Consider the following 14,615-nt stretch of genomic DNA (forward strand, 5'->3'; position numbering starts at 1 on the left):
CCCGAAGGGGGGTTTGCAAGTGGCTCCTCTCCTGATTTTCTTTTAATCCCATGGGCTTAACCGGTTTATGGAAAATAAGGTCCATTTGGCCTATAAAAATGGAAGTTTAAGGTGCCGACATATTAAAATGTGACATTTTTAATGGAAATGGAGGTAACATGTTCTTCTCTTACAATTGTAAGGATGTACAGAGATAAAAGTGGGTCCTTGCAGCCCGACATGGATTTTTTTGACGAGAAAAAAGGAGGTTATACAGCTAGATGATTTGTAAAAAGGTAATGGTATGGTTTCTGACGGCACTTTTAGCAACAAACACTTTGCTGTGCTTGCCTAGTGTGGCAGGAGCGGAAAAACAAGATTTAAAGGACGGAATGCAACTGGATCAGGCAGGTTTGGTACAGGAGGAGCAGGAGCTTTCTGATGAAACAGTTTCTTTCAATCCGCCTACCTCTGCAACAAACAGCGTTTATAACGCACTCATGATGAGTTTGGCAGCGGTGGAGTATACGTCAATTGTTATCGAACCTGGGGAAACCTATGAATTCGAGAATACAGATACGATCAGTAAGTCCATATATAGCAACGCTTCTCAATCAAAAGGCATTTTGTACGATAGTGTAAGTTACAAAGAGGACGGAGACATCAGCACTGTCCATATGGACTATGGCATAAGCCCCATTGGTGTTCCTGGGGGAGGCACAGCGTTTATTACGAATACAGGAACAGCAGCATTAACCGTAAAAGTAACGGACGTCTTCACCTACAGTACATCGGAGGACCCGGCACTAGAGCGAGTTACGGTCTCTAAAAATGAAAGCTATCGGATTGTGAATGAAGGATGGACTGCCCGTTCGATTCAGCATGATGGGTCAAATGCAGACAATCGCCGTTTTGATTACGCAAAATACAAGGCAGACGGAACTTTATCCGCATCTGATCTTAATAGCATTGCTCATCCCTCTTTGGGTGATGGCGAGGAACTGATTATTACAGGTTCCACTGCCAATGCGGTTACCTTCGGATTTCCATACGGTAAATACAGTATAGAAAGCACCGGCGAGCCGGCTTATGCGCGGGTTACCCTAAATCAGGGGGAAAGCTACCAATTTATCAATGTGGGAACCCGATTGGATACGGTGGAAAGTGACGGTACATCTAAAGATAAACTTGATTATGTTGTTTATCTGGCAAACGGAACAGAGGCTTCGCGCGGCAGTGGCACTACGGCGAAGCCGCAGATTGCTGTGGACAGATACGCGGTAATTACCCAGGTCACTGCAAACCCGGTGACATACGGGGCTCCGTATCGCAATTTTATTGCCCGTCCAGTGGGTGGAGATGCAATCAGCCGTGTGGAGCTTGAGGTAGGCAAGAGCTACATTTTCCACAACAATGGTACGCTGATGAATCCGATCTACAATAACTCCAAAAAGGTAGGAAGCTTGTTCGACTATGCTATTTACAAGCCGGATGGAACGGTAAATTCCTCTGGTTTTAACAGCCAGTCTGGTCCCATGATCCCGCCTTCGGGATATGCCATTGTGACTGTGATTGGTCCGAATCCTATTATCTTTGATTATACAGATGATTTTTCCTGGGAAACGAGTAGCCATCCTGCTTTCTTGCGGGTAACACTTTCGAAAGGTGAAAGTTATGCTTTTACCAATATTAGTGATCATTTGAGGAATCTGCACAGCACAGCCAAAACTGTTAAAGGAAAATTTGATGTGGTCCTGTATAAAGCAGATGATACAGAGCAATCTAGGCGCAATACCGGGAACTCAACCTTTTTGGTTGGTGCAGGTAAAAAGGCTAGTGTGACGGTAACCAGTGACACGCCAATCACGTTTGGGGGTATCTATCGGAGCTTTAAGGCCAGCGAAGATGATAATGGTATCGGGCAAACGACGCTGGAGCCGGGAGATTCGTATGAGTTTCGTAATCATGATAGTCAATCGAATTCATTGCGGCATGACAAAAGCAGTGGCAATGCACACTTTGATGCTGCAAGTTATAAAGTACTTCGATTACTGACATCAGATCATTTCAACAATACAGTGGACCCAGAGATTGTCGCTGGCGGTAAAGCCATTGTCACCAATGTATCCGATCGGCCAATTACCTTTACCTATAGCAATAAGGTGGAGGCTTTGCTTAGCGGGCAGGCTGCCTTCCATCGAATTACACTAAAACGCGGTGAAAGCCGGAAATTTATAAATGTAAGCACTTTGGACAAGGCCCTAGACGTCATTTCAGTCAGCGGTATGAAGTGGAATTACATGAATTACAAGGCAGACGGGACGGTATACAGTCAGGCCAGTGATACGACTCAATTGCCGTTGGTACAGGCTGGAGGTTATGCCATTGTAACGACGGTCTCGGATGTACCCGTGACTTATGGAGCTGTGTTAGGAATATTCGACGTTGAGGATGCCGAGGTGCCAACAGGCAATCAGGTTACCATCAAGCAGGGAGAAAGCTATGTATTCCATAATGTTGGCTCACAGGCTTCCTCATTAACCACAGATGCTTCAAACGAAAGCCGTCTCTATGACTATGCCATGTATGGAGAAGGTAGCGGTGTGAATTCCAAGGTGGATAGGGCAGGTATGGATGCTTCTCTACCTGAAATCTCACTTGGAGCAGGAGGTACGCTTGTTGTAACCGTCACTTCGCCGCAAGCTGTAACCATTCATTTCAACAATGACATTAAAGCAGATCCAAGCACAGAACCAGCATTATTAAAAACGTCTTTGTCTGGCGGCAAGCAGGAAGTATGGATCAATCGCGGGAGCCAGGAAGCACCTGTTTTGACGAATGCGAAAGCAACGGGTGGAACATATCAGTTCACTGTTGCAGATCGTGCTGGAAAAGTGATTAGAGAACATAAAGAGGCGACAGATACTCAACAGCAAGTGCCAGCTAACGCAAATATTCATCTTTCCGTAGCTGCAACTACTCCTGCTGTTAACTTTGGAGCGCCTTATCGTGTGTTTGCTGTAAAAAATAACGATGACAGCAAGCTGGACGAGCTAATTGAGCTTATAGATAAGGAAGCTGACTTTACGGTAGGCCAACAAGGGAAATATCGGTTTACACCCAAAGAAGACGGGATTTACCGTTTTGCGGTGAAGGAGAAATCCAACTTTGCTGCGCAGCAGCCAATTCTAGCCTTGTTTACGGACCCTGATTTTAGTAGTCAGCTTGTCTCCTCAACTGAGCAAGCACAAATATATGGTTGGGATTACACGGTCTTAGAGTATGAGATGAAGGCAGGTCAAACGGTTTATGTGAAGCTGTCAGAAATTAATAGCGGTGCATTACAAACTGTAATTAAGGCAGCCCATATGGCGCTTGGCAAAGATACTTCATACGAATACGGCAAAGGAAACCGACTGAATAAAGTTATCTTATTCACCGGTGATCAAATTCAATTGGATTATGATTTAAACGGAAACATCATTAAACGGACAAAAAAGGTATTTCCTTTTACAGATTAAAAGGATGTCTTGGCTTCGAAAAAATATAACAGATCATTAGATGTATAGGCATTATTAATAGGGGTGAGCGAGTGTTTAAACGTTATATTTGTAGTCTACTATGTGTGCTGATGTTACTGGGTTCATGGAGCACATGGGCATATGGAGAAGCAGGTCGTGGAGAGGCAGCAACTTCTCAATCTTCTTCGTCTTCTACTCCGCAGATTATTACCAGAGCTTGGCTTGCACAGCAAACAGGTAAGGATCAGGCGTGGGTCAATGCACAGTTATCCAAAGGCTATACCTTATATGATATTTATAAAGCATGGCAAAAAGATGGTGGAGAAAATTCATTACCAGAACAAAGTCCAAGCTTGTGGGTACAGCAGAATGGACTGACATTGAGCACAAATACAAAGGTGGAACCATCCGATGAGTCGGCTGCACTGAAGGAGGGCGAAAAGCGCGCTCAGACCACCCAGGATGAAAAGGCAACTCAACATCCACTTGATAAGGAAGAGGGTAAAGAGCCGGCTCCAGACACGACTGAGATGGTTATCCCATCTATACCCCGAGTAAATGATTCCGTATATGCTCCGACTCCAGGAGAAAGCGGACTGATCGGGCAGGATTTATTTAAACAAAGTTTGTTGCAGGTATCAGCTACAACAGATGTGTATGCTCCTTTTGATCAGGCGGCGCTTGCACAAAGCAGGTTGAGTGATGATACGTCTCGTTATGGAATGGACTATGGTGACAACAGTGTGTCCACCGCTTCAGGACAGCTCGTTGTTCAAAATACGGATTTGGTACTGCCGGGGTCATTGCCCTTTGCATTGACTCGTGTGTATAACAGTTCATTGGCAAATAATCAGATTGGTGTGCAGCAAAATGAAGGGTTGTATACAAACACAAGTGCCATCCGCGAGGAAGAAGCAGCTTCTGGTCTGGGGAGAGGCTGGAAATGGGATCTTCCTCATATGCAGAAACAGGATGGTAAACGGTATTTGTATATTCCGGGAACAGGCTCCTATGAACTGAGAGATGATTTGCAGCTAGAAGGATATGCGTACAAAGATCTGAAGATCAGTACAGATCAAAGCGCAAGTGTGCAGGGAGTAAGCAGTGCATACAAAATAGCAGTGCTGAATGGAAATGACTATTATATCGATCAGGACGGTTATTTGATTTTAATCCAGGATGCGTATAAGAATCGGGTGGAGTTTGATTATACAAGTTCTGGTGGAGTAAAGCTTATTCGATCGATTCGAAACAGTGATGGCAAAGAGCTTGACTTCACTTACAATGCCGGGCAAATTGTTGTTAAAGAGCAGGGCACGGACCATCAGTACACCTATCGCCAAAGTGGCGAGGGAAGCAGCAAGGTGCTGTCAGAAGTATTGGATTCTCTTTCCCGAAGCACAAGCTATGCGTACACATTTATGGATGCTCCTTTTAATGTAGTCGTAAATGGTGAAGGAAAGACTGGAGCTCTACAATCCAATGAAACCGCGCTCCTTACACGAATTGTACGACCTACTTCATCGATTACAGACATTCGGTATGAAGCCTATAACAAGCAGATAGGCGTATACGGTACACAAGGCGTGTTTAAGGTGGCTTCACGCGCTGATATGTACAGTACAACTGCCGGCGATCGTTTTTTAAATAAACTTGATTTCGCGTATTCCGGAGAAGATCTAGCAAGTTATGGCAAAAATGCTGAGTGGACGGTGGTTGCTAAAGGGACGCGTACAACAGAAACCTTCCATTTTGGTAAAGTCTTTAGAGGTGATAATACACCAGACAAGCTTGTTCTTAACCGCTATGATCAAGAGGGTGATTCTACCGGCTATCATATAAACTACATATATAATGATGCCATGGACTGGAATTTGCCTGTGCAAATGCAAGAGTCGTATACGGAGGGAGGTTCTTCGTCAGAACCTGTAACCACCTCCTATGACTACAATGAATATGGTCTTCCACTAAAAGTATCCCAAAGTACTGGATTGGAGACTGTTCATACGTATAAAACCTCTAGTGAGCCTTTTTTCTGGATTCAACCTACCCAGACGGTTACTAAAATAAGTGAAGGAAAAACTGGAACGACAGTTCGAACTTATAAAGCAGAGGGTACATTGTATGAACTGAAAAACTATGAAGGTACAGAGCAAGGGAAGCTTTTATCAGATACCTATACTTTTTACAATGCAAAAGGGAATGTAAGTGGTCAGAAAGTTCTTATTGATGACAGAAACTATACGGATGTTTCGATTGATTATAAATCTCCCTATGGTTCTCAGCTCCCAACAAGACAGCTTTTGCCTAAAGGTGTTGAGTATACGTATGATTATTATCCGACTGGGGAAATCAAGTCCCAAACAGATGCCAAGCGCAAAACAGAGTCCTACGTATATGACGCTTTGGGACGTGTAACGAAGGTTACTTATCCGGATGGAACTCAGACGGTTGTGGTGTATAAGGATGATACGAACGATGTCACCGTCACCGGACCAGATGGAGTAAGTGCTGAAAGAATGTATAATCCATTCGGACAGATGCTCCAGCAGCAGGTGGGTGATGCGATTTACGGATATGGTTATGATGATCATGGAGATATGGTAGAAAGCACGGATGCTGAACAAGCAACCACTCGCTATGCCTATGATGCCTTTGGACGACCTGTGAAGACGACCTATGCGGATGGAACCACAGATACCGTGACTTATAACGCAGTGGATCGTACTGTTACTCAGACGGATGCGTCCGGTTATCGTGTGCGTGAAGTATCAGATGCTTTAGGTCGTGTGACTTCCACACAAGAAGCTAAAAATGGATCATTTCAGCCGCTGGAATCGTTAGCTTATAATTATGCGGGTATGGTCACTAGCCGTACAGACGGTAATGGTCAACGCACGCTCTATGATTACGATGCTTTGGGACAAATGACCTCGGTCACTGATCCATCCGGACAGCAGGTCAGCTATGTGTATGATCTAGCCGGAAATTTGAAGACCGTTCAGTTTCCTGATGGGCAAAAGAATGTGTATTCATACGATGAGCTGGGTAGACGTACGTTACTTGAGAAATCAAGCGGAGGAACTACGTTAAATATTTACGATACAGATGGAAACATCACCCGTATGTTGACAGGAAAATCGGAGGCCATTACCTTTCAATATAACGCTGACGGATTAGTTACCGAAGCGGCGGGTCCCGATTTTAAAACCAATTACACCTATGACAGCGCAGGACGAAGAAAAAGCATGACTGATGGTCAGGGAACGACCTCCTATGCCTATGATCCATCAGATGGAGCCTTGACTGGGCTGAAGTACCCTGATGGTACGCACATCAGCTATGAATACAACAAGCAGTCTCGTACAGGCTATGTGCTAACAGATGCTGCTGGCACGTCTATGCACGTTCAATCCAAGCTGGACAGTGTGGGCCGAGTTACTCAAATGGACATTAGCGCTGGGGCCGGTGCGGCAAATGTACAGAGTTTGGGAGAAGCGAGTGCTGCTGCGGGCGGATCATTGGATCGAATGACGTTCGATTATGCTCCTAATGGTTTGCTGAAAAGCCAGTCTTCGAGCAGAGGGCTGAGTACGCGATTCAGCTACAACGGACTGGATTTATCCGGGGTTACGGTGGAGCACGGTGGTACGTCGCTACATCAATTTGGGTATGAACGGGATGGGAATAAAAACATCATCGGACGTACACAAAACGGAACAACAGACCAGTTTGGATATGACCCGTCAAACCGAATTGCCAGCGCAACCGCAGGTGAGAAGAATAAGACCTATGGCTACGATCCGAATGGAAATCGAAGCGCTGAAGGCAGTGGCAAAGTGTTCGGCATGAAAAATGCTGAATATACGTATGATTCTGCCAGCCGTCTGACAAAGGTGACCGGTGAAGGCAAAGAGGTAGGGTACAGCTATAACGGAGACGGTCTACTGTACGAGCGTACAGAGGGCGGCAAAACGACTCGGTATTACTATGACGAAGAAGCGAAGCTGATTGCAGAAGCCGAGGTCCAAGGTGAAACAGCCAAGATCACTTACGCTTACGTGTATGACTTGTCCGGTCAACTGTGGGCCAGACAGGACAAGGCAAGCGGGCAGTTGCAATATTATCAGCTCAACGGTCACGGTGATGTGGTAGGTCTAAGTGATAGTTCGGGCAAGGAACTGAATAGCTACAGCTACGATATTTGGGGTGGACCGGAGAAGGTCAAAGAGACCGTTCCGAACGTGTTGCGTTATGCTGGTGAGTATTGGGACGATACGACCGGGCTACAGTACCTGCGGGCTCGCTGGTACGATCCAGGCACAGCCCGTTTTATGGGCGAGGATACGTATCAGGGAGAGATCAGCAATCCTCAAAGCTTGAACTGGTATACGTATGTAGCCAATAATCCACTAATCTATGTGGACCCAAGCGGACATTATTTTGAGACCATTGATTATCAAGAGCTTAGAATATTACTAAATGAAGCTAGGCTTAAATCGAGTTCCAGCAAAAATCGGGATTATCAGGTATACAAGGATTTCATACGAAAAAGATATGATTTTGTGTCCATTTTTGGAGGAGCAAACCAGTACAATTACTTATACGATCTATTAACGGGAACCAGTGATTATAAGAATAGTTCTGGCAAGTCTGATTGGGCTAAAGATCAGTTGTTAAGTGCATACCAAAAGTGGACAGATGCCGAAGTCCTTGGCATAGCTGCGATGGGGATGATCGGTGATTTTGGCGGAAAGTCTGTTGGTAGAGGGAAGTATAGCGGTAAAATAAAATCAGGGAAATGTAATTGTTTTACAGCGGGTACGAAGGTTCAAACAGACGAAGGGGAGAAGAATATCGAAGACATTGAGGTCGGAGATAAGGTTCTCGCCAAAGATGAGAATAATCCTGATGGGGAGTTGGCTTACAAGGAAGTAACAGCTTTATTCCGCAACCAACGTGATGATATTATTAAATTGAATGTTGGAGAGCAAGTCATTGAGACGACCAATAATCATCCATTCTATGTTGAAGGAAAAGGTTGGGTACTTGCAGATGAACTTCGAGTGGGCGATAAACTCCAAAAAGCTGACGGAAGCAATCTAACGATTGACAAGGTAGAGTTTGTCGAACAAGATGAACTTGTTACAGTTTATAATTTTGCCGTTGCTGACTACCATACGTATTATGTAACCGATTTAGGAATTTGGGTACACAATACTAATACGGGTGATTGTATTATTAAAACAGGTGACAAGACACCTGGAGGTCATTCATTTAGTGAACATGGTGCAGAACGTGCAAATGAGAGAGGGTTTTCATCTCAAACGATTGACAACATAATAAACAACAATAAAAAGAATAGGAAAAGTAAGGTTGATGACCTAGGGCGGAAAACATGGGAATATACAGATGCTCGGGGCAATAAGGTTGTAACCAACGAAAGTGGAGGAATTATTTCTGTCCATTCTCCTGCTTCGGGGGGCGTTTATATTCCTAAACCTTAATAATTATAGTTGGAGTTGATAAGAAGAGATGAATAAGGATGTATTATTAGAATTATCAAAGAATCTAAATACTGAATATGAGATAGGGATTTGGTCAGAGACAACGGACTTCTTTGAAAGACAGGATAATATCGCAGATTTTTCTGTTAAATATGATGATGGTCAGTATAATATTGTGATTAAACTAAAAGAGTTTAACTTAAATGCGGCAAAAACCATATTCGCCTCATTAGTACGATTTATAGAGTATAAATCGACATTCTATGTGAGGGAAGATAAAAAAGATTCATTCGTATACTACCTGCTCTCTTCAACTGATAGCAAAAAAGCTTTCTTGTTTTATGTAGTTATTCAATAAGTTTGAGACCTTGAGGGCGGCAATCCTCAGGGTCTTTCTTTATATCTATCAATACCTAGTACCTTGTAAACGGGTTAAATGATACTCCTCTATGACATTCCATAGTTTATTAGATACCTAGAATATTTAGTCAGATACCAGAGTTCTATCCCCAAGTACCTTACCTTCATATTTCTTCAGGTAGTCTCTAGTTCTATCAAAATTTATTCACAACTTTGTAACTTATTTGGTAAGATGGATTGCGAGATTGTTTTCAAATTGTTTTACTATATTTACCTACTATAGTCTGGTAATCTATTAGTATATATAGGGGGAACGAAAAGACGTCCGGTTCAGTCGGTTTATATGCGTTTATGTTCTATATGTTGAGTGAATGTCTATATTGCCATGTCTATATCGTCATGTCTGTATAACTTCATAGACAAGCTAGAGATAGCTCCCGCACATTATAAAATACAGCACAGGATGGTGTAATGAATGAAGCTTTTAAAAGTAAAATGGATGGCTGTATGCTTGATGGCAATCTGTTGTTTGGGTTTGCTGGGTATACATACGAATACGGCGAGTGCACAAGCGAAGGCTCCTTTGCTGGGGGTCAATGATGTGTTACTAGATTCGAATACGATTAAACCTGTAATGGAAAATGATAAGTTGTATGTTCCTATCGTTACGTTAGGGCAAAAGATGGGGATTTCTACTTCGGCCAACGGAAATACATTGGTACTGACTGGACATAATCGCAGCTTTACGCTGGATTTAAACAAGGGGGATGTGTTCGAGCATGAAGGACGTACAATGGTGCCAATTCGCACTTTGACAGATGCGTTCGGCTTCACTATTACACTTCCAACAAGTAATCTGTATCGAATTCAGAACGCAAATGCTAGTTTGTCTGATGCTCAGTTCTTGAATACATTCGCGGCAGAAATTAAACAGTATGCAGCTGTCGAACCGGGCAAAGCCAGCAATACAGGCAACAAGGGAACTGCCTCATCATCCAGCCGTACGATTTATTTGAGCTTCGATGATGGTCCTACGGCGCATACGTCGCAGCTGCTGGATATTTTAGATAAATATAATGCGAAGGCTACTTTCTTCATGCTGGGACCTGAAATTCGCCAACATAGCACAGTGATGAAGAGAATGGTAGACGCAGGGCATGGTTTGGGCTTGCATGGGATGACGCATCAGGTGAAGAAAATCTATGCATCTCCGGCAGCAGCATTGGCAGAGATGAATCAGGATAACGACATTTTATTTAAGGCCACAGGGAAACGCACTTCTTTGATTCGTACACCTTATGGCAGCAAACCGTATTTGAAGAAAGCATATCGTGATCAACTGACGGGTGCAGGTTATCATATTTGGGACTGGAACATCGATTCGAATGATTGGCGTTATACTAAAAATCCGCAGCATTTTGTACAGACAGTCCTCAGTGATATTAAGAGACTGAAAAAGCAAGGCAGAACACCAGTCGTTCTTATGCATGATAAGCCATCTACGATCAAGGTGCTTCCACAAATCATGGCGGCCTTGCAGAAAGAAGGATATTCGTTCGAGCCGTTGAATGATAACCTGACTCCGCTTAATTTTTGGAATGATCATCGTTAATTGAATAGCATGAAAGAAAAGGCACCTTTTCAACCATTTGTATAGTGGTTTGGAAGGTGTCTTTTTGTTGTATTTGCTCGAAAATGTGAAGTTTGCAGCATGGTTTATATGAATCTATGAATTCATGTCTATGCACAGGTCATATGACTTTACGGGTTATCATGTCGCTGCATATATTACAGTAACCGTCCCGAGAGGAGGAAGGTATGAATATTAATCCGAGTATGTTTAGTATGATTTGTGCTACCGCAGGAGCCTTTATTACGTTTGCCTTTGGCGGCTGGAATCAGCTAATGGTGCTATTCACGGTTGCAATGGCTGTCGATTATGTGACTGGAGTCGCCGCAGCAATTAAGACTGGGCAAGGTTTAAGCAGTAAAGCCGGCTTTTGGGGGTTGGCGAGAAAGGCTTTAATGCTAATGGTAATTTCTTTGGCGCATCATGTGGACCTCCTGATGGGTACCGAAATCATGAAAGGGGCGGCAACGTACTTTTATTTATCCAATGAATTGATCTCTATTACGGAAAACTGTTCACGAATGGGTTTACCGCTCCCACCGAAGCTCAAGAATTTTTTTGCCCTATTAAAGGACAAGGAGTCTGATGGAAAAAATGGTGGAAAAGATCGCTAGAATTACAAAGTTTCTTTCCGTATGTGGGGCGTTATGATAAAATTTTCAAGAGAACATTTTAAGATAAGGAGCCTATACGCATGATTAAACATATTGTTTTGTTCAAATTGAAAGACCGCTCCCCCGAAAGCATTGAGCACACAGCATCCATTTTGCGCAGCATGAACGGCAAAATCAAAGAGCTGCTGTCACTCGAAGTAGGTACGGATGTGATTCGTTCGGAACGTTCTTATGATATTTCCCTTACCGCTGTTGTCGAAACACTGGAGGATTTGCAAACGTATCAGGTACACCCTGTGCACCAGGAAATTATTGTACACATGAATGAAGTGAAGGATGTATCTATCGCAGTTGATTATGAAATCTAAAGCGGTACTGGAGGTGCAGGACCTTGTATTATGTCAACCGGGAACAAATTGAGCTTCGACTAGGGGCTGTTCCCGACATTGTCGCCGGACTTCGCCAGACTTCTGCTTCCTGGAACGGCGATCTGTTGCAGGGGCTAGTGCAGGAGCGCTGTCTTCATCTGGCCATTGAGACGGTAACGGACGTAGGAAGCTATATCATCGACGGATTTATTATGCGTGACGCCAGTAGCTATGAGGATATTATCGGTATCATTCATGAGGAAGGTGTACTGGATGATACCGTATTTCATTCGCTAGTAGAGCTGGTAGGCTTACGTAAACCCTTAGTGCAGGAGTATTTCCATTGGGACCGGACAAGCCTTCACCCGCTTACAACAAAGCTGCCTGGGTTGCTGGAGCTTTTTGCATCTAACGTGCATGATTATTTAAATAAGGAATTGGGTCACCAGCCCGAGGGAGTGTAAAGGCAAAAGTGACGGATAAGTATATCGTACCCGAAATGCCCACTAGGCGCATGATCATGACACTATTGAAAACCCAGGGACCTGTGGGCGTCGGAAGCTTGGCAGCTCAATTAGGCATTACCGAAATGGGAGTGCGTAGGCATCTCAAATTGATGGAGCAGGATGGCCTGATCGTGGCTACAATCGTGAGACAGGCGATGGGACGCCCGACGTTTTTGTACAGCCTGAGCGAGCAGGGAAGCGAGCAGTTTCCACGTAATTATGATCATTTGTTACTGGAACTGTTAGAGGAACTCGATGAAGAACAGGGAATGGAAGCTGTTTACTCGCTGTTTGATGGTAGAAAACGTAAAATGATGAAGCGTTACGCCCCTCATATAGAGGGGGAGACTACACTGGCTTCACGTGTGGAAAAGCTTTCGGGCATCCAGAATGCTTCCGGATATATGGCAGAGTGGCGCGAGGAAGAGGATGGTAGCTACTCTATTGTGGAATACAATTGTCCTATCTCTCAAATTGCAGGCCGTTACCGCAAGGCTTGTGAATGCGAGCAGCAAATGTTTGAGGAGCTACTTGATGCCGAGGTTGTTCGTGAGGATTGTTTGGCAGATGGGGGCCGTTGCTGCCTGTATCGTATCCGCTCTAAAAAAAAGTAAAACTTTTCAGGCTTGTTTTCTGTATCATGACAAGCTCCCCATGCTTATAATGCACTAACAGATGGGCATTCGCCCGGGCACAAGGGAGAGATGATGATGAAGGAGAACTGCAAAAGTTTTATCCGAGGCGCGTTGGCAGGCAGCATTGTTGGTTCGGTTGCTGCTTTATTATTTGCCCCTAAGTCAGGTCGTGAGCTGCGTCAGAATATTACAGATCAGGCGCGCAACGTAAGTGATAAGGGACAGGAGCTAGCGGGGAAAATTTCAGACACCTCAATTGAGTATACTGACAAAATTAAGGAGACAGCCTCAGCCGTCATTCATGAAATTGGGCAATGGCGTAAAAAAGGTGAAATGATTCCTGAGGTTAGTATTTCATCAGCGACTGCTCAAGAAGATACGGAAAAAGATACGCTGTAACGGTCTGTAAAAAATAGGTGAAACACTGAATACAGTTTGAATTCGTGGCTTCTCCCGTTGGGATGGAGCCTTTTTATTGATCACTTCCTCGTTTTAGGGTAATCTTTTGGGGTACCTTTTACACTGATACGACATAAGGTATGTAGCAACGGATAGCTTTCCGAGATGAAACAACTCATATTTGAACAAAAAAAGGAAGCGGTGTGTACGTGCAGCAAGCGATTGCAATATTGGATTCCGGTGTAGGAGGTTTGACGGTTGTTAAAGAAGTCATGCGTCAGCTTCCACGGGAAAAAATCATTTATTTTGGAGACACTGCGCGCACTCCGTATGGCCCCCGACCATCGGAAGAGGTTAAAAAATTTACAGAGCAAATGGTTGATTTTCTGATTCAATTTGATCCGAAAGTCATTATTATTGCTTGTAACACGGCTACTGCCGCGGCATTGGACTATATTAGCCAAAAGGTATCCATTCCGGTGATCGGAGTCATTCACCCCGGGGCTCGTGCTGCGATTAGCGCGACTGCTACCGGGCATGTCGGGGTGATTGGGACTGTCGGTACGATTCGAAGCGGAGCGTATACAGCTGCGCTCAAGCAATTGTCTCCTTACGTAGACGTGGTGAGCCATGCGTGTCCTGCGCTTGTTCCATTGGTGGAGCAAGGGTTATTTCGCTCTAAGACGACATCGCAGGTTGTGGAGGAGACATTGAGACCTATTCAAACGTATCCGATTGATTGTCTGATTCTTGGTTGTACGCATTATCCTTTTTTGAAGGAAACGATTCAAGAAGTCATGGGGCCTGCAGTAAAGCTCATTAGCTCGGCAGATGAAACGGCGCGTGAGACGAGTACCATTTTGTATAACAAAGACAAGTTGGAAGCTGGGGACGAAACCCCGGTACATCAGCTTTTTTGTTCCGGCGATCCTGAATTGTTCCAGCGCATTGCCGCACAGTGGCTCGGGGAGCAAATTCGCCAAACGCCTGTCGTCTGGCAAGTCACCAATTTGGATTAACGAGACAGCCGACTTTTTGTCATTGGACAAAAGAAGTCGGCTGTTTTGCTTTTCGCTACATCAAGACACGCCGCGTT

Annotated in this window: 10 protein-coding genes; all 10 read left to right on the top strand. The window is 44.3% G+C overall.

Translation table 11 applies throughout. The annotated features are described in order from the left end of the window. Positions 1-260 precede the first annotated feature (260 nt). Positions 261-3,500 carry a hypothetical protein gene (locus tag MKX46_RS24200; RefSeq protein ID WP_341071876.1) on the top strand — a complete coding sequence of 1,080 codons (3,240 nt, stop codon included), beginning with the start codon at positions 261-263 and terminating at the stop codon, positions 3,498-3,500. Positions 3,501-3,571: 71 nt separating this feature from the next. After that, entirely contained in the window at positions 3,572-9,007 is a 5,436-nt protein-coding gene (locus tag MKX46_RS24205) for a polymorphic toxin-type HINT domain-containing protein (protein ID WP_341071877.1), read from the top strand. Positions 9,008-9,035: 28 nt separating this feature from the next. Continuing rightward, entirely contained in the window at positions 9,036-9,365 is a 330-nt protein-coding gene (locus tag MKX46_RS24210) for a hypothetical protein (protein ID WP_318626743.1), read from the top strand. A 477-nt stretch (positions 9,366-9,842) separates the two neighbouring features. After that, positions 9,843-10,979 (top strand): polysaccharide deacetylase, encoded by a 1,137-nt coding sequence (locus MKX46_RS24215; protein ID WP_341071878.1) that lies wholly within the window; start codon positions 9,843-9,845, stop codon positions 10,977-10,979. A 206-nt stretch (positions 10,980-11,185) separates the two neighbouring features. Further along, entirely contained in the window at positions 11,186-11,611 is a 426-nt protein-coding gene (locus tag MKX46_RS24220) for a phage holin family protein (RefSeq protein ID WP_029516680.1), read from the top strand. A gap of 80 nt (positions 11,612-11,691) precedes the next feature. After that, positions 11,692-11,979, top strand: coding sequence for a Dabb family protein (locus MKX46_RS24225; RefSeq protein ID WP_013309679.1), 288 nt, complete (start codon positions 11,692-11,694; stop codon positions 11,977-11,979). A gap of 23 nt (positions 11,980-12,002) precedes the next feature. After that, positions 12,003-12,443, top strand: a complete 441-nt coding sequence (locus MKX46_RS24230; RefSeq protein WP_029516681.1) for a DUF86 domain-containing protein — start codon at positions 12,003-12,005, stop codon at positions 12,441-12,443. 8 nt (positions 12,444-12,451) lie between these two features. Next, positions 12,452-13,099 (top strand): helix-turn-helix transcriptional regulator, encoded by a 648-nt coding sequence (locus MKX46_RS24235; protein ID WP_029516682.1) that lies wholly within the window; start codon positions 12,452-12,454, stop codon positions 13,097-13,099. Between the two features lie 96 nt (positions 13,100-13,195). Continuing rightward, a complete protein-coding gene (locus tag MKX46_RS24240; RefSeq protein WP_318626741.1) occupies positions 13,196-13,519 on the top strand; it encodes a YtxH domain-containing protein in 324 nt (107 codons plus the stop codon). Positions 13,520-13,728: 209 nt separating this feature from the next. Next, positions 13,729-14,538: a glutamate racemase gene (racE, locus tag MKX46_RS24245; RefSeq protein ID WP_069011068.1), complete on the top strand. Its 810-nt coding sequence runs from the start codon at positions 13,729-13,731 to the stop codon at positions 14,536-14,538. Positions 14,539-14,615: the final 77 nt, after the last annotated feature.

The sequence above is a fragment of the Paenibacillus sp. FSL P4-0113 genome, from assembly GCF_038009305.1.
Taxonomy (GTDB): Bacteria; Bacillota; Bacilli; order Paenibacillales; family Paenibacillaceae; genus Paenibacillus; species Paenibacillus polymyxa_D.